Origin of the sequence: Brevundimonas sp. PWP3-1b1, from assembly GCF_049896065.1 — a bacterium.
Lineage (GTDB): Bacteria > Pseudomonadota > Alphaproteobacteria > Caulobacterales > Caulobacteraceae > Brevundimonas > Brevundimonas intermedia_B.
Map to the genome: position 1 here is coordinate 2,346,192 of NZ_JAFCTO010000001.1, position 19,719 is coordinate 2,365,910.

Annotated in this window: 17 protein-coding genes; 4 read left to right on the forward strand and 13 right to left on the reverse strand. The window is 68.7% G+C overall.

Features of this window, described 5'->3' with window-relative positions; translation table 11 throughout:
• Positions 1-12 precede the first annotated feature (12 nt).
• The 4 genes from ACP69V_RS11530 to ACP69V_RS11545 form a co-directional block, all read right to left on the reverse strand.
• On the reverse strand, positions 13-972 hold the full coding sequence (locus ACP69V_RS11530; RefSeq protein WP_426023960.1) for an aldo/keto reductase: 960 nt from the start codon (positions 970-972) through the stop codon (positions 13-15).
• Between the two features lie 71 nt (positions 973-1,043).
• Positions 1,044-1,451 (reverse strand): response regulator, encoded by a 408-nt coding sequence (locus ACP69V_RS11535; RefSeq protein WP_426023961.1) that lies wholly within the window; start codon positions 1,449-1,451, stop codon positions 1,044-1,046.
• Between the two features lie 66 nt (positions 1,452-1,517).
• Entirely contained in the window at positions 1,518-3,455 is a 1,938-nt protein-coding gene (locus ACP69V_RS11540; RefSeq protein WP_426023962.1) for a PAS domain-containing protein, read from the reverse strand.
• 79 nt (positions 3,456-3,534) lie between these two features.
• Positions 3,535-4,716, reverse strand: coding sequence for a cell wall hydrolase (locus ACP69V_RS11545; protein ID WP_426023963.1), 1,182 nt, complete (start codon positions 4,714-4,716; stop codon positions 3,535-3,537).
• A 213-nt stretch (positions 4,717-4,929) separates the two neighbouring features.
• Between ACP69V_RS11545 and ACP69V_RS11550 the strand changes: the two genes are divergently transcribed.
• Positions 4,930-8,202 carry a PAS domain S-box protein gene (locus ACP69V_RS11550; protein ID WP_426023964.1) on the forward strand — a complete coding sequence of 1,091 codons (3,273 nt, stop codon included), beginning with the start codon at positions 4,930-4,932 and terminating at the stop codon, positions 8,200-8,202.
• A gap of 87 nt (positions 8,203-8,289) precedes the next feature.
• Here the strand turns inward: ACP69V_RS11550 and ACP69V_RS11555 are convergent, their stop codons facing one another.
• Complete coding sequence (locus ACP69V_RS11555; protein ID WP_426019912.1) at positions 8,290-8,646, reverse strand: DUF6481 family protein; 357 nt, start codon at positions 8,644-8,646, stop codon at positions 8,290-8,292.
• 250 nt (positions 8,647-8,896) lie between these two features.
• Positions 8,897-9,088, reverse strand: coding sequence for a hypothetical protein (locus ACP69V_RS11560; protein WP_426023965.1), 192 nt, complete (start codon positions 9,086-9,088; stop codon positions 8,897-8,899).
• 449 nt (positions 9,089-9,537) lie between these two features.
• Here ACP69V_RS11560 and ACP69V_RS11565 point away from each other — a divergent pair, with 449 nt between their 5' ends.
• Positions 9,538-10,689: a cell wall hydrolase gene (locus ACP69V_RS11565; protein ID WP_426023966.1), complete on the forward strand. Its 1,152-nt coding sequence runs from the start codon at positions 9,538-9,540 to the stop codon at positions 10,687-10,689.
• A 27-nt stretch (positions 10,690-10,716) separates the two neighbouring features.
• Here ACP69V_RS11565 and nadC read toward each other — a convergent pair whose 3' ends face one another.
• The 4 genes from nadC to nadA are packed head-to-tail and all read right to left on the reverse strand — an operon-like array spanning position 10,717 to position 15,105.
• Positions 10,717-11,586 (reverse strand): carboxylating nicotinate-nucleotide diphosphorylase, encoded by an 870-nt coding sequence (gene nadC, locus ACP69V_RS11570; protein WP_426023967.1) that lies wholly within the window; start codon positions 11,584-11,586, stop codon positions 10,717-10,719.
• Positions 11,583-13,097, reverse strand: coding sequence for an L-aspartate oxidase (locus ACP69V_RS11575; protein ID WP_426023968.1), 1,515 nt, complete (start codon positions 13,095-13,097; stop codon positions 11,583-11,585). The genes nadC and ACP69V_RS11575 overlap by 4 nt, the downstream gene beginning before the upstream one ends.
• Positions 13,094-13,969, reverse strand: coding sequence for a metalloprotease (locus ACP69V_RS11580; protein WP_426023969.1), 876 nt, complete (start codon positions 13,967-13,969; stop codon positions 13,094-13,096). Before ACP69V_RS11580 ends, ACP69V_RS11575 begins: the two co-directional genes overlap by 4 nt.
• 56 nt (positions 13,970-14,025) lie before the next feature.
• Positions 14,026-15,105 carry a quinolinate synthase NadA gene (gene nadA / locus ACP69V_RS11585; protein ID WP_426023970.1) on the reverse strand — a complete coding sequence of 360 codons (1,080 nt, stop codon included), beginning with the start codon at positions 15,103-15,105 and terminating at the stop codon, positions 14,026-14,028.
• 204 nt (positions 15,106-15,309) lie between these two features.
• On the opposite strand from nadA, the gene ilvA reads away from it, so the two are divergent.
• Positions 15,310-16,824 (forward strand): threonine ammonia-lyase, biosynthetic, encoded by a 1,515-nt coding sequence (gene ilvA / locus ACP69V_RS11590; protein ID WP_426023971.1) that lies wholly within the window; start codon positions 15,310-15,312, stop codon positions 16,822-16,824.
• Between the two features lie 59 nt (positions 16,825-16,883).
• On the opposite strand, the gene ACP69V_RS11595 is transcribed toward ilvA, so the two are convergent.
• Positions 16,884-17,282, reverse strand: coding sequence for a host attachment family protein (locus ACP69V_RS11595; protein WP_346494816.1), 399 nt, complete (start codon positions 17,280-17,282; stop codon positions 16,884-16,886).
• Positions 17,283-17,387: 105 nt separating this feature from the next.
• On the opposite strand from ACP69V_RS11595, the gene ACP69V_RS11600 reads away from it, so the two are divergent.
• On the forward strand, positions 17,388-18,098 hold the full coding sequence (locus ACP69V_RS11600; RefSeq protein WP_426023972.1) for a LamG-like jellyroll fold domain-containing protein: 711 nt from the start codon (positions 17,388-17,390) through the stop codon (positions 18,096-18,098).
• On the opposite strand, the gene ACP69V_RS11605 is transcribed toward ACP69V_RS11600, so the two are convergent.
• The gene (locus ACP69V_RS11605; RefSeq protein ID WP_426023973.1) at positions 18,095-18,616 is read right to left on the reverse strand and encodes a methylated-DNA--[protein]-cysteine S-methyltransferase; all 522 of its coding nucleotides are present in this window, start codon (positions 18,614-18,616) and stop codon (positions 18,095-18,097) included. The two genes, ACP69V_RS11600 and ACP69V_RS11605, sit on opposite strands and share 4 nt — an antisense overlap.
• A complete protein-coding gene (locus ACP69V_RS11610; RefSeq protein ID WP_426023974.1) occupies positions 18,600-19,691 on the reverse strand; it encodes a bifunctional transcriptional activator/DNA repair enzyme AdaA in 1,092 nt (363 codons plus the stop codon). The genes ACP69V_RS11605 and ACP69V_RS11610 overlap by 17 nt, the downstream gene beginning before the upstream one ends.
• Between the last annotated feature and the right edge of the window lie 28 nt (positions 19,692-19,719).

Genomic DNA, 19,719 nt, shown 5'->3' on the forward strand with positions numbered 1-19,719 from the left:
GCAGGGGCCTGATCAGGAAGCCGACGCCTCCGTCAGCTCCGCCACATCCTCGTCCGAAAGCGTCAGGATCGCCGCCTTCAGCGTGTCGGCCAGTTGCTCGGTCGTCGTCGCGCTGACGATGGGCGCAGTCACCCCCGGCTGGGCCAGCAGCCAGGCCAGGGCGACCTGGGCGGAGGTGGCCTCGTTCTTTTGAGCCACGGCGTCCAGCACGGCCAGGATGCGCACGCCGCGCTCGTCGAACTTGTCCTTCAGCATCCCCTCGCGCTTGGTCCCGGCGATCTGGTCGACGCTCTTGTACTTACCGGTCAGGAAGCCGCTCTCCAGGCTGAAGTAGGTGATGACGCCCAGCCCCTTCTCGACCGCCAGGTCCTGCAATCCGCCCTCGAAGGCAGCCCGGCTGTAGAGGTTGTAGTGCGGCTGGATCGTCGCATAGGCGGCCAGGCCTTCGCGGTCGGAGATCGCCAGCGCCTCGCCTACCTGTTCGGCCGAATGGTTCGACGTGCCGATAGCCCGGACCTTGCCCGCCTTCAACAGCTTGTCGAGCGTGCGCAGCGTCTCTTCCTGCGGCGTCTTCGGGTCGGGCCAGTGGGTCTGGTACAGGTCGATATAGTCGGTCTGGAGCCGGCGCAGCGACGCCTCGACCGCCGTCTCGATCCAGGCCGGCGACAGGTCGTTGTGGCCCTGACCCATGTCCGATCCGACCTTGGTCAGGATCTTGACGTCGTCACGTCGCACGCGCGCCTTCAGCCATTTGCCGATGATGACCTCGCTCTCGCCGCCCGAATGGCCCGGAACCCAGCGGGAATAGGCGTCGGCGGTGTCGATGGCGTCGAACCCGGCCTCGACGAACCCATCCAACAGGGCGAACGACGTCGCCTCGTCGGCCGTCCAGCCGAAGACGTTGCCGCCGAACACCAGGGGAGCGATGTCCAGGCCGCTGGAGCCGAGCTTGCGTTTGGTCAGGGTCGTCATGGGGGAGGTCTCCTTGTGGGGAGCCCTCGACATATGCCGCATCGCGGCGACCGCAACCGCTTCAGGAGCGGTCAGGCGAAGAGTTGAAGACCGGGCGGCGCGTATTCGACCGGACCGCCCTGACGGCGACGCATCGCGTAATCAACGGCTTTCTGAACCGCATGTTCGTCCGTGGGCTTCGACAGGACGCCGATGGTGCCGGCGACGCCGTCGCGCACCATGCCGGGGTTGGCTGTCATGAACAGGACGGACACACCCATGTCCTGGCCCAACTCGCGACCCAGGTTGATGCCGGTGGGGCCATCGGACAGGTGGATATCGACCAGAGCCAGGTCCACGTCGTTCTCGCGCACCAGGTCGAGCGCGGCCTTTGCGGTCGCGGCGACACCCAAGACTTCATGTCCCAGATCTTCCAGAACGAAGCGCAGCTCCATGGCGACCAGAGCTTCGTCTTCGATGATGAGGATACGCGCAGTCATATGGATAAGTGCTTATGCTCGGGAGCGTACACAACGCAACCTTGCTCAATAGGTTTCAACATAACGCTAATTTCTGACATCGCCTGCGGCCCTGCGGCGCGACAGCGCCGTCGCCGGTAGATCGACGATGACCTTCAAACCTTCCGGTCGCCATTCGCGTTCCAGCCGTCCGCCTAATTGTCCCTGGACCGACAATGTCGCCAGCGAAGAGCCGAAACCGGTGCGCGAGGGCTCTCCCTGCACGGTCGGGCCGCCGCTTTCGGTCCAGGTCAGGACGAACCGATCCTCGTCGCGCGCGGTAGACAGGGCGACCATGCCGCCCTTTTCGGACAGGGCCCCGTATTTGGCGGCGTTTGTCGCCAGTTCGTGGAACAGCAGGGCGACCGAGGTCGCGGCCTGATCATCGAACACGGCGTCGTCTCCGGTGATCCTGACGCGCGGCGTTCCCGTCTCGTCGGCATAGGCCTTGAACAGATCCGACAGGAAGGAATGCAGGGTCGTGGCGCCGACCGTCGGCTTGGACGTCTCGGTGTGCGGCCGCACGAACTCATGCGCCCGGGCCAGGGCGGCGATGCGGGTGCGCAAGGAGGCGGAGAAGGCCTTGGCCTCGGGATACTGACGCGCCGACAGGGCCACCAACGCCGTGATCACCGCGAAGATGTTCTTGATCCGGTGGCTCAGCTCCTGGCTGACCAGTTCGCGGCCCTGTTCCAGCTTCTTCAGTTCGTCGATGTCGGTCAGGGTGCCGAACCAGCGGGTGATCTCGCCCTGCTCGTCACGGACGGCGACCGCTCGGCCCAGGGTCCAGCGATAGACGCCGCTGTGGTGTTTCAGCCGGTATTCGATCTCATAGGGTTCGCCGGTCTCCAGCGAATGCCGCCAGACCGCCCAGGCCCGTTCCTGATCGTCGGCATGGAACATGTCGTTCCAGCCCTCGCCGTCCGTCGAACCGGCCGGGACGCCCGTGAACTCGTACCAGCGGGCGTTGTAGTAGTCGTGAAACCCGTCCGGCAGGGTCGACCAGACCATCTGCGGCATGGCGTCGGCCAGGACGCGGAACCGGGTCTCGCTCTCGCTCAACGCCCGCGCGGTCTCGGCGAGATCGGTCTCGATCTGTTTGCGTTCGGTGATGTCCACGGCGATGCCGGGCAGACGAATGGCCTCTCCCGAACGGTCGAAATAGGCCTGCCCCCTGGCCAGCACCCAGCGCACGGCGCCGTTGGCCGACAGTCGATATTCGCTGAGGAAAACGCCGTCGCCTGCCTTGGCGCGCTCGATCTCCTCGCCGACACGAACCGCATCGTCGGGATGAACGCTGGCGGTGAAGACCTCGATGGGCACGCCGTCGCGCGCGGCGGCGGCGTCCACGCCATACATCCGGGCGAAACGCTCGTCAGCGACGACGCGGTTCTGGGCGATGTCCCAGTCCCAGGCGCCGACATAGGCCGAGGCCTCCATCGCCAGCCGCGCGATGTCCTGACTGCGGTCCCGCTCCAGCAGGGCGCGGCGCAGTTCCAGCTGGGTCATGACCTGATCGGCCAGGGTCTTCAGCGCCATGGTCTGAAGTTCGGTCAGGCCTTCGGGGCGCGGCGTCTCGTCGAGAACGCACAGCGCCCCCAAAGATATGCCGTCCGGCGTCTTCAGCGGATGGCCGGCGTAGAAGCGGATGTGGGGCGGACCCGTGACAAGGGCGTTGTCGGCGAAGCGCGGATCCTGCCGTGCGTCCTTCACCACCATGGCGGCGTCGGCGAGCATGGCATGGGCGCAGAAGGACAGGGGACGGGGCGTCTCGCGCACCCCCAGGCCGACCTCGGCCTTGAACCACTGGCGCTCGGCGTCGACCAGGCTGACGGCGGCCATGGCCGTTCCGCAGATGCGCGCGGCCAGATTGGCGATGTCGTCGAACGACGCCTCGGGCGTCGTATCCAGCACGCCGTATTGTTTGAGCGCTCTCAGACGGTCGGCCTCGTCCCACCTAGGACATTCGACTTCGGGGTGGGTCAAGCAGCGTCCTCGTCGGGCAGGAAATGTCCGGGCTCGTGCATCAATGCCCAGATCGGTCATAGCGTTGCAATGCGGGATTTCAGTTCGTGGGGCGGCCGACTTCTTCGACGTCCATGGTCGCCACGCCCTCAGGCACGGGGGCGGCCGGCCTGGGCGTCGTTGCGGGCCGTTCCAGCGCGGTCAGGCGGGCGTTGATGGCGGCGACCTCGTCACGGGTCGGCAGGCGACGACCGCCCAGGCTGACCACGCCGACGACGCGCTGCTGACCATCGACCTCGACGGTGCGCAGGGGCGCGTCCTTGGCCGGGGCGTCCGGGTCGGGGCCGCCGGTCGCGGCGCCGGCGGCGATGGTCATGCGGGGACGCGAGAAGCGCGCCTCGTCGATGACCGGCTCGCGGCCGTTGTAGACTTTGCGGAAGGCGGCGGTTTCGCCATAGACGCCCTTCCAGCGATAGAAGATGTGCGCGCCGATCTGCGTCACCTTGGCCACCGTCGGCGCCCACCAGGGATGCACATAGTCGGCGTGATAGTGGGTGGCGGTGCCGACCTGCTGGGCGACCTCGCCGTTCAGCGCCTTTTCCGCGACCTTGCGCGCCCGGTCCCAGGCCCAGCCCACCGGCGCCTGGGCCAGAGAGCCGTCGCAGGTAAAGCTGAACTGGCAGCCCGTCGTCCGCTCGGCGCCCTCGAACACCACGCCGCAGACGGTGTTGGCGTAGTTGGGATCGCGCACCCGGTTCAGCACCACCTGGGCCACGCCGGCCTGGCCGCTGTCCGGCTCAAGCGCCGCCTCGAAATAGACGGCCTGGGTCAGGCAGCGCAAAGCCCGACGACGATCGTCGGCGCTGCCCTTGAACACGAACGGCACGGCGGGACGCAGCGCGCCGGATGCGGGCGCAAGGGCGGCGTTCAGACGCTGGGCCTCCAGCCCGCTCTTGCCCGGCTCAAGGCCCGGCTTTCCCGCCAGGGTCAGGCTTTCCCAGCCCGGCGTCAGTCCATACAGGGCCGGCTGCAGCAGGTTGGGATCGTGACGCATGGCCATGGCCAGTTGCGACGGGGTCAGGCGGCCCTTGATCGCGTTCAGCCCGCCCTCGCCCAGATCGCCGCCGGTGATGCGCGACACGGCCTCGGCGGTGCGGTCCACGTCCGGGCGCACGGTGGAGCCAGCCGCCATCGCGACACCCAGCACCGCGCCGGCCGCGGGCAGGGCCGCCGCCGAACGCCGCAGCGCCGTCCACATCGTCTTCCAGGGCAACAGGGTCATTCACCGTCCAAAACCAGCGATCGGCTGAACGGCCGCGCCTCGACAGTTGTCGCGTTTAGCGGGACTTATAGGCCATTTTCCGGCAGCCCGACGACCCACGTTATCGCGCGGCGTCATCTGCCAGCGTACAGTAGGGTGGTGGCCACGAACGCAAAATGGCACACCATGTCGCAAGCATCGCGAACACAACGCGGTTGGGGGAAGCGGGAAAGCATGAGCGCAGGCGCGTTCTTGAGGCGGATCGCCGACACGGACCGATGGCTTATCGGTCTGTCGCGTCTGGCCGCGCCATCCCTGTTCGCCCGCGTTATGATCGGCATCGGGTTCGCCTTGGCGGGATTGATCGTTCGCGCCTGCGCCTCACCCATCTATGGCGAGGTCACAGGATTCGCTATTCTGTTGCCCGCCGTCAGCTTGGCGGCGCTGGCGGGCGGCTGGACCGCCGCCCTTGTCGCCCTGGCCGCCTGCATCGGTGGCGGCTGGACGATTCTGGCGCTGACGGCGACAGGCAAGGACGGCGTCCTGGGCGCCATCGGCTGGGTGGCGACCATAAACTTCCTGGTCGTCGGCCTGATCACGGCTTTCGTCGGCGCATCCCTGCGCCGAACCCTTTCGCGGCTGCGCGAGAGCGAGACGCGGTTTCGCCTGCTGGCGGACACCGCGCCCTCCCCCATCTGGCTGCTGAATGCGGACAACGCGCTGGAATTCGTCAACGCCGCCGTCACCGAATTCCACGGAATGACCATCGACGCCGTCGGCGAGGGGTGGAAGGCTGCGCTTCATCCCGAAGACCGGGCTCGGGTCGATGCTGCCGAAGCCGCCGCCATCCCCCACCGCCTGCCCTATGATTTCGAGGCCCGCCTGCGGCGTCGCGACGGCGACTGGCGCTGGATCCACGCGACGGGCCGGCCGCGCTTCGACGATGGGGGGGTCTTCCTCGGCTACGCTGGAATATCCTTCGACATCACCGAAAATCGCGAGGCGCTAGAGGCTTCGGCGCGCGCCGAGCGCCGGCAGGCCTTCCTGCTGGACCTCAGTGACCGCCTGCGCGACCTGACCGATCCCGAAGAGATCATGGCCGAGGTCGAAAGCGCCCTGGGCGCCCTGCTGGATGCTGACCGCGTCGGCTATGGAGAGGTGGATCAGGCGGCCGGCGTCGTCGCCATGAGCCGCGACTGGACCGCCGGCGTGGCCAGCGCCCAGGGTCAGTTCAGCCTGAACGCCTTCGGCGAGGGTCTTATCGCGGACCTGGCCGACGGCCGCACCATCCACATCGAGGACGTGCGCGAAGACCCGCGCACCTCCGACTTCACCGACGCCTTCAACGCCATCCAGACGCGCGCCCTGATCCGCGCGCCCCTGATCCGCAGCGGGCGTCTGCGCGCCTTTCTTTACGTCCATTCCTCGACGCCACGCCTGTGGACCGAAGCCGAGGTCGGCCTGGTCGAGGAGATCGCCGCACGGACCTGGGCCGAGGTCGAACGCGCCCGCGCCGAAACCGAGATGCGCGAAAGCGAGGAACGCTTCCGCGCCATCGCCGACACCGCGCCGGTGCTGATCTGGGTGACCCAGCAGGACCGCCAACGCGCCTTTGTGAACCAGGCCTATGTCGCCTTCCACGGCGGGGACTACGAGACGGTACGCACGCTGGATTGGCACGTGGCGCTCCATCCCGACGACCAAGCCCGAATTCTCGCCGAGTCCCTGGCAGGAGAGGCGACGCGACAGCCCTTTTCGCTGGAGGCCCGCTACCGCCGCCATGATGGTGAATGGCGCTGGCTGAAGTCCTTCTCGCGACCTCGGCTGGCAGGGTCCGAAATCATGGGCTTCGTCGGCGTGGCCTTCGACGTGACCGACATGAGGGCGGCCCAGGCCAGGCTGGAAGAGTCCGAGAACCGCTTCCGCATCGTCGCCGACAGCGCGCCGGCCCTGATCTGGATGAGCGACGACGCCGCCCAGATGGTGTTCGCCAACAGACGATACCGCACCTTCTTCGGGGTCGAGGCCGACGGCCATCTGCCCGACAGCTGGCGCGCCCTGATCCACCCGGACGACGAGGGCGTCTTCGTCGCCGCCTTCATGCGGGCCTTCGAGGCCAGGGATCGGTTTGAGGCCCTGACACGGGTCAACCACCCGCTGCTGGGCCTGCGCTGGCTGCGCAACGAGGGCGTGCCGCGCTTCGACGCCTCGGGTCAGTTCCAGGGCTATGTCGGCGCCTGCCTGGACGTGACCGACGCCAAGCGCGCCGAGGACGATCTGAAACGGATCAACGAACTGCTGGCGGAGCGGGTCGACGAGGCCCTGATCGACAAGGCCCAGGCCGAGGCCCAGCTGGTTCACGCCCAGCGGATGGAGGCCGTCGGGCGACTGACCGGCGGGGTGGCGCACGATTTCAACAACCTGCTGACCGTCGTGATCGGCGCCCTGGACATCATCCTGCGCAGCGAGGATCCGGCCAAGCGCAAGAAGCTGGGCGAGGCGGCCCTGGCGGCCGCGCGGCGTGGCGAGAGCCTGACGCACCAGCTGCTGGCCTTCTCGCGCCGCCAGGCGCTGAGGCCCGAGCCGATCGACCTGAACGCCCTGATCCGCGAGAGCGCACCCCTGCTGCGTCGCGCCGTCGGAGAGGCGGTCGATTTCAAGGTGAAGCTGAAGCGCGGCGGCGCATGCGCCAATGTGGACCCGGCCCAGTTCGAGGCGGCGCTGCTGAACCTGATCGTCAACGCCCGCGACGCATTGGGCGACGTGACGGGGGCCAAGAGCCGCCATGCGCGGATCACCGTCCAGACACGAGCCTGTAAGGTCGAGGCCGGCCATGTCGCAGAGCTGCCGCCCGGCGACTATGTCTGCGTCGCCGTGTCCGACAATGGCGAAGGCATGTCGGCCGAGGTCCGCGACCGGGTGTTCGAACCCTTCTTCACCACCAAGGGCGTCGGCAAGGGCACGGGCCTGGGCCTGAGCCAGGTCTATGGGTTCGCGCGCCAGTCGGGCGGCGGCGTCCATATCGAATCCGAACCGGGACAGGGCGCCGAGATCTGCCTCTATCTGCCGCCCCTGTCCGCCGAAGATGCGGTGGCGGCGCCGGCCGCGGCGTCCGGGGACGACGCGCCTTTAGCCGAGGGCGGGCGGATGCTGCTGGTCGAGGACGATCCCGGCGTCGCCGCCGTGGCGCTGGAAATCCTGGAAGGTTTCGGGCTTGAGGTCGATTGGGCCGAGACTGGCGACGACGCGCTGAAGTTCCTGCACGCCGACCGCTTCGACGTGATGCTGACCGACGTGGTCATGCCCGGCGGTATGAGCGGGGTGGAACTGGCGCGCACGGCGGCGGTCCAATGGCCCGAAATGCGGATCGCCCTGACCTCGGGCTATGTCGGCGAGGACGTGGATGCGGTGCTGGCCGACACGACCTGGCCCCTGCTGCGCAAACCCTATTCGTCCGATCAGTTGCGCGCCCTGCTGGAGCGCATGAGCGCCACGCCGACGACCTGACGGGCAAAGAAAAACGCGCCGCAGAGCTGCGACGCGTCGATCTTTTCAGCAGTCGGCCCAGTAGTCGGCGGGGTAGTCGGCGGGGGCCTAGCGGCGCGCCTTGCGCGCGGCGTAACGGGCGTCGCGCTTTTCCTTTTGCTCTTCCTTGGTCAACTGCTTGCGCGCCTTGCGGTCGGCGCGCTTCTCGGCCTCGATCGCTTCCTGAGCGGCGAGATCGGCAGCCATGCGGGCGGCGTCCTTCTCGGCCTTCTCACGGCGCTGTTCGGCCTTGGCCAGTTCGTGTTGTTGACGCAGGGCTTCCTTTTCGGCGGCGCGCTTCTCGGCCAGCCGATCGAATTCGGGGTCGGGCGCAGCGGCCTTCGGCTTGAATTTGGCGAGCAGGGCCTTCTTGGCCTCCTGCTGGGCGGTAATGCGGTCGGAGAATCCGGTCTTCAGATCTTTCATGCGAAAGCGTCAGGGTTCCTTGTGAACGGCCAGGGGCGGCCGTCGGGGGTCAGGCGGCGAAAAAACGCGCATCCCGAAGCGGGGGGCACAAAGCCGATAAGCGGGCGAAAATCAAGGTTCGCCGCCAGGAAATCGGTTCTGCGAGGCATTTGGCGTGCGACGGCGTCGCCATCGACACGCCTTGTCTAAGGTAGGTCGCGCCAGCCCGATGGCAAGGGTCGCCATCCGAACGGGCGCGGTCGGCGCAGGCTCAGTTCGGCTTTTGCGCCTGCCCCACAGCCGCTCCAGCGGCCCCGCCGACGGCGGCGCCCACGGGCCCGCCCACGACGGCGCCGGCGATGGCGCCGCTGGCGGCCTTCTGTTCGATGGTTGCGCCACAGGCGGCCAGGGTCAGGGCGGCGGCGACGGCGGCGGCGGCGGTCAGAACGAGTGTCCGGGACATGGTGCTTCTCTCCAAAAGGCCAAGCTTGAACGCGAACGTCGCATCGCGGTTCCGGCCTTTCACTTTAGTAGCGATTACGCGCACCGTCACAATCTTGAACAGACGAAGGCCACGCCTTTAGTCCGCTGCACCGCAACACGTCGTTCGACGGGCAGTTTTTGTGTAAACGAATACAGTATTCGATAGTTCGATTATGGGCGATGCGCCGGATTTCGGCCACAAGCCGCCGACCATCTGAAAAATACCTAGTCGTTTCGCCGCCTTAACCATCGGATTGCGAATCGAACACATTGAGGCCATAAAAGGCTGGCTAAAGGCCCGTCCTCGACGCCCGGGCCAGTGAGCCGAGCGCCGGAAATTGCAGGCTGGAATGCGACCGCAGAGTCGCCTCGCCGGCAAGACTACCCCCGGGGGCCGCGTTTCTCGCCCTGCTGAACAGGACTACCTCGTTGTCGCATTCCTCGCAGACGCGCGCCATTCTGCGCGCCGATCGTGTGGCCAAGATCAAGCCCATGACGGCCGCCGCAGCATTCGGCGGTCTGGTGGGACTGGCGATCGGCTGCGCCTATCTGGGCGGCACGACGGCGCGCGCGACGACGCTGCGCGCCCAGGCCGAACGGATTCAGGGCGCGACCGCCGCCGGTTTCACTGAAGAGGCGCTCGCCGCCGCCGCCGGCGGCCTGGACGCCAGCGCCCTGACCATCGCGCGTCGCCACGATCCCTATACCAGCGCCGGCTCGGCGCAGCGCGACCGCCAGGCCGAACTGCTGGCCGCCCGTCTCGAACAGCTTCGCGCGCCCGGCGATACCAATCTTCGCCGCGCCAGCCTGACCGCCCCGACCGCCGCCCGCCCCTTCCAGATGGCCAACGCCCTGGACGCCAGCCGCGATCTCGATTGCCTGACCCAGGCCGTCTATTATGAAGCCCGCGGCGAAGGCCGCGACGGCATGAAGGCCGTGGCGCAGGTGGTCCTGAACCGGGTTCGCCACCCCGCCTTCCCCAAGACGGTCTGCGGCGTCGTCTTCCAGGGCGCCGCGCGTCGCACGGGTTGCCAGTTCTCCTTCACCTGCTCGGGCGTGATGAAGGGCCGTGTCAATCAGACCGCCTGGAACCGTGCGCGCACCGTCGCGTCGGACGCCATGTCGGGATCGGTCTTCGCCCGCGTCGGCAACGCCACCCACTTCCACACCACCGCCGTCGCGCCGGGCTGGCGTTCGTCGCTGGTTCAGGTCAGCCAAGTCGGAAGCCATCTGTTCTATCGCTTCGGCGGGCGTTCGGGCTCCAGCGGCGCCTTCACCTATGCGGCGCGGCCTTCGGCGCCTGCGGAACAGCCGCGCCTGATCCAGGCCGGCCTCAACCCGGTCGAGACCGCGCGTCAGGCCGGACAGGCCGTGGCCTATACGATGGTGCTGGCGCAGGAAGGCCGGTCCCTGCCGGCTCCCGCCGCCCAGCCGGCGACGCCGCCGCGTCCGGCCGCCGCGACGACCCCGACGCCGACCGCCGCCCGCGCCGCCAACACCCAGCCGACGTCGCGTCCCGCGCGTCCGGCTGAAACCCCGGTCAAGACCGACATCGTCGAAACGGCCTCCAGCCCGGCCTGATCGGCCCAGGTCTGGAGGGTCTGGCGGCTAAAGCGCGTCCAGACCGATGTCGAGAACCGGCGCCGAATGGGTCAGGGCGCCGACCGAGATCACGTCGACGCCCGTCTCGGCGATGCCGCGTACGGTCGTCAAATCGACCCCGCCCGAGGCCTCCAGCACGATCCGCCCCGCGACACGCGCCACGGCGGCCCGCAGGTCCGACAGGCTGAAGTTGTCCAGCATGATCACGTCCGGCGCCGCGCCCTCTTCGATCAGGGCCAGCACCGCGTCCAGCTGATCCAGCCCGTCCACCTCGACCTCGACCTTCATCAGGTGCGGGGCGAAGGCCCTGGCCCGCCGCACGGCCTCGGCGACCCCGCCCCCACCGCCACCACAGACGGCGACGTGGTTGTCCTTGATCAGGATGGCGTCATCCAGGCCGAAGCGATGGTTCATTCCACCGCCACAGGCCACGGCGTGCTTCTCCAGCGCGCGCAGGCCCGGCGTGGTCTTGCGCGTATCGGCGATCCGCGCCCGCGTACCCGCGACCGCATCGACATAGGTCCGCGTCAGGGTCGCCACGCCGCTGAGCCGCCCGATCAGGTTCAGCGCCGTCCGCTCGGCTGACAGGAAGGCGCGCGCGTCGGCCTCGACCACCGCCAACACCGCGCCTGCTTCGAAGGCGTCGCCGTCATGGAGGCGCACGTCCACGAACGCCTTCGGATCCATGGCCAGCACCGCCAGCCTCACGCAATCGATCCCGGCCAGCACGCCCGGCTTGCGCGCCGCAAAGGCCGCCGTCATCCGCGCATTCTCGGGAATGCAGGCCATGGCTGTCACGTCGCCCGCCCGGCCCAGATCCTCGGCCAGAGCCATGCGCACGACGGGTTCGATCAGGACATCGGCAAGCCGTCTCATTCCGCCGCCTCCAGCGCCGCCGGGCGGGTGATCCGCACCCGCGTATGGTCGGCGCGCGCCGCCGTCTGAGGATAGTCCGAACGATAATGGCCGCCCCGGCTCTCGCGCCGATCCAGCGCCGCCTGGGCGATCAGCCGCGCCGCCAGCAGGATGGCTGCCGGTCCATGCTGGACCTCCAGCCGGTCGATCAGGGCGATCAGGGCCGACAGCCCTGCCGCATCGCGCACCACGCCCGCATGAGCCGTCATCGCGGTCCGCAGTTCCGCCATCGCCGCATCCGGCAGATCGGGCGCGATCTCGACCGGCGCAGGACGGCCGGCGCCCGTCTCCAGGGCCGCCGCCACGCCCGCGCGCCGACCGAAGGCCGCCGCTTCGAGCAGGGAGTTGGACGCCAGCCGGTTGGCGCCATGCACCCCCGTCGCCGCACATTCGCCGACCGCATAGAGGCCCGCCACCGTGGTGCGTCCGTCCGCGTCTGCGGCGATCCCGCCCATATGATAGTGGCAGGCCGCCATCACCGGAATGGGACTGACGCGCGGGTCCAGGCCGCTGCGCATGCAGGCGGCGAAGACGGCGGGAAACTCGTGCGGGAAGGACTCGCCGATAGCCGTGCGCGCATCCAGAAAGGCGCCCCTTCCCTCGGCCCGGGCCGCATGGACCGCCCGCGCCACCACGTCGCGCGGCTTCAGATCGGCGTCGTTCTCGGCGCCCAGCAGGAACCGCCCCTGCCCGTCGATCAGCCGCGCCCCCTCGCCCCGCAGCGCCTCGGTCGCCAGAGGCGCGGGGTCCAGACCCACGTCGATGGCGGTGGGGTGAAACTGCACGAACTCGGGATCGAGGATTTCAGCACCGGCTCGCGCGGCCAAGGCCATCCCCTCACCTTTCAGCGCCGCCGGGGTCGTGGTCGCCGCGAACAGGCCGCCCGCCCCGCCGGTGGCCAGCACCACGGCCGTGGCCGTGATCTCGACCAGACGGCCGCCGCGCACGACCACCGCCCCGACCACACGGCCGTCAGCGTCCTGCAGCAGGCCCTTCAGCCGCGCGTCGTCCCACACCTCGATCAGCTTCTCGGCCCGCACCGCCGCGACCACGGCCGACAGGATGGCCCGCCCGGCCCCGTCCCCGCCGACCCGCGCCACGCGGGGGACGGAGTGGGCCGCCTCCAGGCTGACGACGAAGCCGCCGTCTGCATCCCGGTCGAACGGCGCGCCCAGGGCCGCCAGCCATTCCACCGTCTCGCGCCCCGCCTCGGTCAAGGCCCGTGTCGCGCCCGGATCGACTAGGCCCGCGCCCGCCGCCTCGGTATCCTTCGCATGACGTTCGGCCGAATCCTGCGCCGTCAGGGCCGCCGCCATCCCGCCCTGCGCCCAGGCGGACGAGCAGGCGTTCAACAGCGGCTCCGGCGTCACCACCAGAACCCTGACGCCAGCTTTGGCCGCCTCCAGCGCGGCCGACAGTCCCGCCAGGCCTGCGCCGACGATCAGCGGTCCGTCATGCCGCGTTCGGGTCATCCGCGCACTCCCAGATAGTTCAGGCCCAGTTGCACCGCCGCGGCCGGATCGCCCCCGGTCATCGGCATCAGGGCGCCGACGGCCGCCGCCGCACATACGGCAAGGGTCAGCAGATAGAGCCCCAGGCTCTTGCCCGCCTCGGGCCAGCTCAGCGTGCCCCAGGCCGCGCGCCAGACGCCGCGCTTCAGATGACTGAACACCGACAAAGCCAGGAAGGCAGCCAGGATGAACCGCCCCGTCGTCAGACCCCACCAGACGACCGCCACGCCGATGACCAACAGCACGATCTGCTCCAGGCGCGGATGCACCCGCGTCAGCACCGGCCCAAGAGCCTTGGACCCGTCCAGCGGCGGCGCGGGGACCAGGTTCACGAGGTTCAGCATGGCGATGAAGAAGGCGCCCATCAGCCATTCGCCCTGACCGAGCACCATCCAGACCCCGACGAAGGGGATCATGGCCAGCAGACCGAAGGCCGGCCCGGCCAGCGACACCAGCACGCCGTCCCATTCGCTGCGGGGTTCGCGCCGCGCCTTGGCCAGTCCGCCGAGGAAGGGAATGATGTAGATGCGCGCCGGTCCCATGCCGAGCTTGTTCATCGCCAGGGCGTGCCCCGCCTCGTGGACGAACAGGCCGATCAGCACCGCGCCCGCCACGATGGCGCTGCCCGTGACCCACCACAGGAAGCCGCCCATCAGGGCCGTGGACAGCAGGGCCCAGACCAGGCTCTGGTCCTTCTCGATCGGGGCGTCGATGGCGGCGCGTTCGACCTGCGCCTCACGAACGGCGGCGTCCTCGGGCCGAGCATCCCAAGGACCGGGCGTGCGGCCAGAGGGGCTGAGGGGTTTGGGGTTTGGGGTGTCGGTGTTGCTCATGGCGTCCAGATGGGCGCGGACGACCGTCCCGTCGCCGGGACCGATCGCCGCGTCGCTCAGATCAGCTCCACATCGACGTGATGCCGCGCCTTGACCAGGTCGTAGCGCGCGGGAACCAGCGGCGGCGGCAGGTCGATCATCCGCTGCACCGCCAGGCGTCCGCGTTCGATCATGTCGGCCGGCACCGTCACCTCGAACTGCATGTGCAACAGGCAGTCGCGGATGTTCTCCAGCGTGATCCGCTTCATGTGCGGGCACAGGTTGCAAGGCCCGATGAACTGCACGCCCGGCACGTCCCCGGCGACGTTCGCGGCCATCGAACATTCGGTGATCATGACCACCTGTTTGGGCCGGCGCGCCTCGACATAGTCGGTCATGGCCGCCGTCGAACCGGCGAAGTCCGCCGCCGCCAGCACGTCTTCCGGGCATTCCGGATGGGCCAGGATTTCGGCCCCCGGATAGGCGGCGCGCATCTCGGCGATGTCGTCCACCGTGAACCGCTCGTGCACCTCGCAGCGGCCCTTCCAGGCGATGATCCCGACCGTCGTCTGGGCCGCCACATTGCGCGCCAGATATTCGTCGGGGATCAGGATGACCCGATCCACGCCCCATTCCTTCGCCGCCCATTCCACCACCTGAACGGCGTTGGCGCTGGTGCAGCAGATGTCGGTCTCGGCCTTCACATCGGCCGTGGTGTTCACATAGGTCACGACCGGCAGGCCCGGATAGCGCTGCTTGATCAGCCGCACATCCGCACCCGTGATCGAAGACGCCAGCGAACAGCCGGCCCGCAGGTCGGGGATCAGCACGGTCTTTTCCGGGCTCAGGATCTTCGAGGTCTCGGCCATGAAATGCACGCCCGCCTGGACGATCACCTTGGCGTCCGACCGCGCGGCCTCCTTGGCCAGGCCCAGGCTGTCGCCGACATAGTCGCCGACCCCGTGGAAGATCTCGGGCGTCATATAGTTGTGGGCCAGGATCACCGCGTCGCGCTCGCGTTTCAGCCGGTTGATCTCGCTGATCAGCCGCGCCTGTTCAGGCCACTCCAGCGGCGTGACGTGGTCCTTGACCTTCGCCCACACCCCGGCGGTCTCCCGCTCCAGTTCCTTCGTCAGACCAAAGGCGCCGTCCGCCATGACCGTCTCCCTAGACCCTTATGCTCAGAGTTAGCATAAGCAAGAACAATGTAGGCCGATGCGGACGCGGTGCAAGAGGAAATGCAAAGCCGCACTCCGCAAGCGGCGACGGCTCGGATTTGCAAAAACCGTTCCCAAGACGGCTGACTTCGCCTAGATGACAGCCCACTTCTTTGCCGCTTCAAGCCTATTCACGACATTTCCATGCAGGACACCATCCGCCGCATCCTCACTGCCCGCGTCTATGACGTGGCGGAGGAAACGCCTCTCGACCCGCTGCGCCGCCTGTCGGCGCGGCTCGACCGGCCCGTCCTGCTGAAGCGCGAGGACCTGCAGCCGGTCTTTTCGTTCAAGATTCGCGGCGCCTACAACAAGATCGCCGCCCTGTCGGAGGACGAACTGTCGAAGGGCGTCATCTGCGCCTCGGCCGGCAATCACGCGCAAGGGGTCGCCCTGGCTGCCGCGCGGCGCAACACGCCCGCGACCATCGTCATGCCGACCACCACCCCCGGCATCAAGGTCGCCGCCGTGCGCGCCCTGGGCGGCGAGGTGGTCCTGCACGGCGAGAGCTTCGACGAGGCCTATGCCCACGCCCGCCATCTGGAAAGCCGGACCGGCGCGGCCTTCATCCACCCCTTCGACGACCCTGACGTGATCGCCGGCCAGGGCACGGTAGGCTTGGAGATCGCCCGCCAGCACGCCGATCCCATCGAGGCCGTCTTCGTGCCCATCGGCGGCGGCGGCCTGGCCGCCGGGGTCGCCGCCATCGTGAAGTTCCTGCGGCCCGACACCCGCGTCATCGGGGTGGAGCCGGTCGACGCCCCCACCATGAAAGCGTCCATCGACGCGGGAGAGGTCGTGACCCTGAACGAGGTCGGCCTGTTCGCCGACGGGGTCGCCGTGCGTCGCGCCGGGGATCACACCTTCCGCCTTTGCAAGGACCTGCTGGACGAGATCGTCCTGGTGGACACCGACGCCATCTGCGCCGCCATCAAGGACATCTTCGACGACAGCCGCGCCATCGCCGAACCGTCAGGCGCCGTGGCTCTGGCGGGGCTCAAGGCCTGGGCCGTCGCCCACCCGGGCGCAGGCACGCTGATCGCGATCAACTCGGGCGCCAACCTCAACTTCGACCGGCTGCGTCACGTCGCCGAACGGGCCGAGATCGGCGAGGGCGCCGAGGCCCTGCTGGCCGTGGCGATGAAGGACGACCGCGACGACTACCGCCGCTTCCTGGATACGCTGGACGGCCGCTCGGTGACCGAGTTCAACTACCGCTGGTCCGGCGACGGCGACGCCCAGATCTTCGTCGGCGTCGCGCTGAGAAACGGCCCGCACGAGCGTGACGACCTGATCGCCGCGCTGCGCTCGGGCGGCTACGCCGTCGAGGACATGAGCGACAACGAGACCGCCAAACTGCACGTCCGCTACATGGTCGGCGGCCGCACCGTCGGCCTGCCCCACGAACGGATCCTGCGCTTCCAGTTCCCCGAACGGCCCGGCGCCTTCCTGCGCTTCCTCAACAGCCTCCAACCCGCCTGGGCCCTGACCCTGTTCCACTATCGCAACCACGGCGACGACGTGGGCCGGGTGCTGGCGGGCATCAGCGTGCCCCCGCAGGAGCAAGATCAACTGTCCGCCGCCCTCGCCGACCTGGGCTACCCTTACGTGGACGAGACCGCCAACCCCGCCTGCCGGCTGTTTCTGGACGGCGCCTGACAAGCGAAGGGGCGGCGACCGTCTCCGATCGCCGCCCCTTGAACTCATCGTGCTTTAGCTTACGCCTTCTCGATCGCCGCCGCGATCTGGTCGGTGGAATGACCCGTCAAGTCTTTGGCGATCTCGCCCGCCAGCTTGCCCTGGAGATCCTTGTGCCAATGTTTGCGCAGCTCGCCCAAGGTCTTGGGCGCCGCGATCACCAGCAGTTCGTCGATCTTGTTGGTGACCGACCATTTGTTCAGCACCTCTGCGACGCCCATGGCGAAACCGTCTTCGGCTTGGGTATCGTTATCGGGGTTGGCCTCATTGGAACGGCGGCCGGCCGAGCCGGACACGCGATCCGCGATGGGGGGATTTTCCAGGGCCGTCAGCTTGATCTCTTGGGCGTTGGTGTTCTTGAACAGGGCCAGCTTTTCGCCGTCGATCACCGCCACCAGGGCGCCGTTGGAAAGTTTCATCGTCGATACTCCAGTCTATGGACGGAGGTAACGAACCGCCGGCCAGGCCGTTGCGTCGATGGGACGATCGCCTAGTGTCGCAGGCTGATCCTCAGCGAGCCGTCGATGACCAACGCCCTCCATCCCGACCGTCGCAAGCTTCTGGCCTTCGGCGCCGCCGGTGTCGCCGGGACCCTGCTGCCCGGTTGCGCCACGGTCGCCGCATCGTCGCCGCGCCAGACCGTCTGGACCTTCGACCGGCTGAGCGACATCGGCGGGGTCGCAACGAGCGTCGAGGACGACCCGACCCTGATCGACAGTCCGTATGGTCGCGCGGTGCTGTTCGACGGCGAGGACGACGCCCTGTTCATCGAGGACCACCCGCTGGCCGGCGCCGAGACCTTTACCTTCGAGGCCCTTTTCCGGCCCGACGGCGGCGCCTTCGAGCAGCGCTGGTTCCATCTCGCCGAAGAGGCGCCCGCCGGCCAGCCGCCGTCCCAGACGCGGTTTCTGTTCGAGATCCGCGTGGTTCGGGACCGCTGGTACCTGGACGCCTTCACGCGCGGCCCCGGCTACAACCACACCCTTATCTTTCCCGAACGCCTCTACCCTTGCGGACAGTGGTTCCACGTCGCCCAGACCTTCGACGGCGTCATGTACCGCGCCTATGTCGACGGCGTGCTGCAGGGCGAACATGCCGTACCGTTCAAGCCCCAGGGACCGGGTCGCGCCTCGGTCGGCTGTCGCATGAACCGGGTGAACTATTTCAAGGGCGCGGTGCGTCAGGCCCGCTTCACCCACGCCGCCCTGCCGCCCGAGCGGTTCACGCGGCGCTAGAGCAAGCGGCCCTCGTGCGCCAGTAGCCAGCGCTTGCGCTCCAGCCCGCCGGCATAGCCCGTCAGCGTCCCGTTGGCCCCGATCACGCGGTGGCAGGGCACGATGACCCCGACCGGATTGGCGCCGTTGGCCAGACCGACCGCCCGCACCGCCTTGGGCGCGCCGATCGCCGCCGCCAGTTGGCCGTATGACCGCGTCTCGCCGGCGGGAATGTCGCGCAACGCCCGCCAGACGGAGCGTTGGAAATCCGTGCCGCCTGTCTTCACCTCGACCGCGTCGAAGGCGGTCAGGTCTCCGCCGAACCAGGCCTCGACGGCCTGGCGCACCCGTTGAGGCGCCCGGCCCTCAACCAGAACGACCTCGCCATAGTGGCGGCGAAGCAGCAGTCGCAGCCGCGCCTCGTAGTCGTGGAAATCCAGCGCCCGCACCGCACCGTCCGCATCGGTGACGACCAGCACCTCGCCCACCGGCGACGGGATTCGGTCCAGGATCAGATGCATCTCAGGCTGCTTTGTCATCTCGCCGCTCCTCGATCAGGGTCCAGTACAGGCCGCCGTAAGCCCGCCACGGCCGCCACCGCTCCGCGCGCGCCAGCAATCCGGCGTCTGTGGTCGCCAGCCGATCGCTGGGCGCATCCTCGCCCGCATCGATCCAGTCGCCCGCAGGCCGCAATCCCGGCTGGGCCTCGACGGCCGCCCGCAGGACGGGATCGGCCGACAGGTCGCGCGTGATCGCCTCGGGATCGGCGGCGAGGTCGAACACCCGCCGCACCCGCGCCAGAACGCCGGGCAAGGCCTTCAGCTCGCCGACCCGCGCCTCGACCGCCGCCCTGCCCATGGCGGCGGGGCGCACCGTCACAGACCCGTCCGTGCCATCCACTTCGATGCGCAGCCGCCGGGTCCATACGCCATCGACCACCGCCTCGTCCGCGACGCCGCGCATCGCCAGCGTCGTCATCATGGCGGCCCAGTCATAGGGAGGCCGATAGGACAGGCCGATCTTGACCACCCCGCCCGGCTCGCCTTCGACCTTGCGCCGGCGCAGGTCCGACGGCGCGCGGCCGTAGAGGGCCTGGAATGTCTCATTGAACCGACGCACGCTGCCGAAGCCGGAAGCCATCGCCACCTCCGCCATCGACAGGTCGCTTTCGTGGATCAGCTGTTTGGCCAGCAGCACGCGCCGCGTCTGGGCCACGCTGACCGGGGCGGCGCCCAGGTGCTGGCGGAACAGGCGGCGCAGTTGCCGCTCGCCCATGCCCAGCCGGGTCGCCAAATCTTCCGCATTTCCGGTGTCCAGCGCGCCCGCCTCGATCAGGGCCAGCGCCCGGCTGACCGTGTTCGACGTGCCCCGCCAGGCGCCCATCTCCGGCGCCGTCTCGGGCCGGCAGCGCAGACAGGCCCTCAAGCCCGTCTCCTCGGCCGCCGCCGCCGTCGGATGAAAGATCACATTTTCCCGCTTCGGCGTGCGCGCCGGACAGACCGGCCGGCAATAGATCCCGGTCGAGGTCACGCCGGTGAAGAAACGCCCGTCGAAACGGGCGTCCCGCGCCACGACGGCGCGCCAGCAGGCGTCCTGATCCAGGGGCTGTTCCATGAGGACAGGATGCCCCGCTCGCCCGGCC

Coding starts and splice junctions, on each gene's coding strand:
- ACP69V_RS11530 (WP_426023960.1), bottom strand. CDS start 972: ATGACGACCCTGACCAAACGCAAGCTCGGCTCCAGCGGCCTGGACATC.
- ACP69V_RS11535 (WP_426023961.1), bottom strand. CDS start 1,451: ATGACTGCGCGTATCCTCATCATCGAAGACGAAGCTCTGGTCGCCATG.
- ACP69V_RS11545 (WP_426023963.1), bottom strand. CDS start 4,716: ATGACCCTGTTGCCCTGGAAGACGATGTGGACGGCGCTGCGGCGTTCG.
- ACP69V_RS11550 (WP_426023964.1), top strand. CDS start 4,930: ATGAGCGCAGGCGCGTTCTTGAGGCGGATCGCCGACACGGACCGATGG.
- ACP69V_RS11555 (WP_426019912.1), bottom strand. CDS start 8,646: ATGAAAGATCTGAAGACCGGATTCTCCGACCGCATTACCGCCCAGCAG.
- ACP69V_RS11560 (WP_426023965.1), bottom strand. CDS start 9,088: ATGTCCCGGACACTCGTTCTGACCGCCGCCGCCGCCGTCGCCGCCGCC.
- nadC (WP_426023967.1), bottom strand. CDS start 11,586: ATGAGACGGCTTGCCGATGTCCTGATCGAACCCGTCGTGCGCATGGCT.
- ACP69V_RS11575 (WP_426023968.1), bottom strand. CDS start 13,097: ATGACCCGAACGCGGCATGACGGACCGCTGATCGTCGGCGCAGGCCTG.
- ACP69V_RS11580 (WP_426023969.1), bottom strand. CDS start 13,969: ATGAGCAACACCGACACCCCAAACCCCAAACCCCTCAGCCCCTCTGGC.
- nadA (WP_426023970.1), bottom strand. CDS start 15,105: ATGGCGGACGGCGCCTTTGGTCTGACGAAGGAACTGGAGCGGGAGACC.
- ilvA (WP_426023971.1), top strand. CDS start 15,310: ATGCAGGACACCATCCGCCGCATCCTCACTGCCCGCGTCTATGACGTG.
- ACP69V_RS11595 (WP_346494816.1), bottom strand. CDS start 17,282: ATGAAACTTTCCAACGGCGCCCTGGTGGCGGTGATCGACGGCGAAAAG.
- ACP69V_RS11600 (WP_426023972.1), top strand. CDS start 17,388: ATGACCAACGCCCTCCATCCCGACCGTCGCAAGCTTCTGGCCTTCGGC.
- ACP69V_RS11605 (WP_426023973.1), bottom strand. CDS start 18,616: ATGACAAAGCAGCCTGAGATGCATCTGATCCTGGACCGAATCCCGTCG.
- ACP69V_RS11610 (WP_426023974.1), bottom strand. CDS start 19,691: ATGGAACAGCCCCTGGATCAGGACGCCTGCTGGCGCGCCGTCGTGGCG.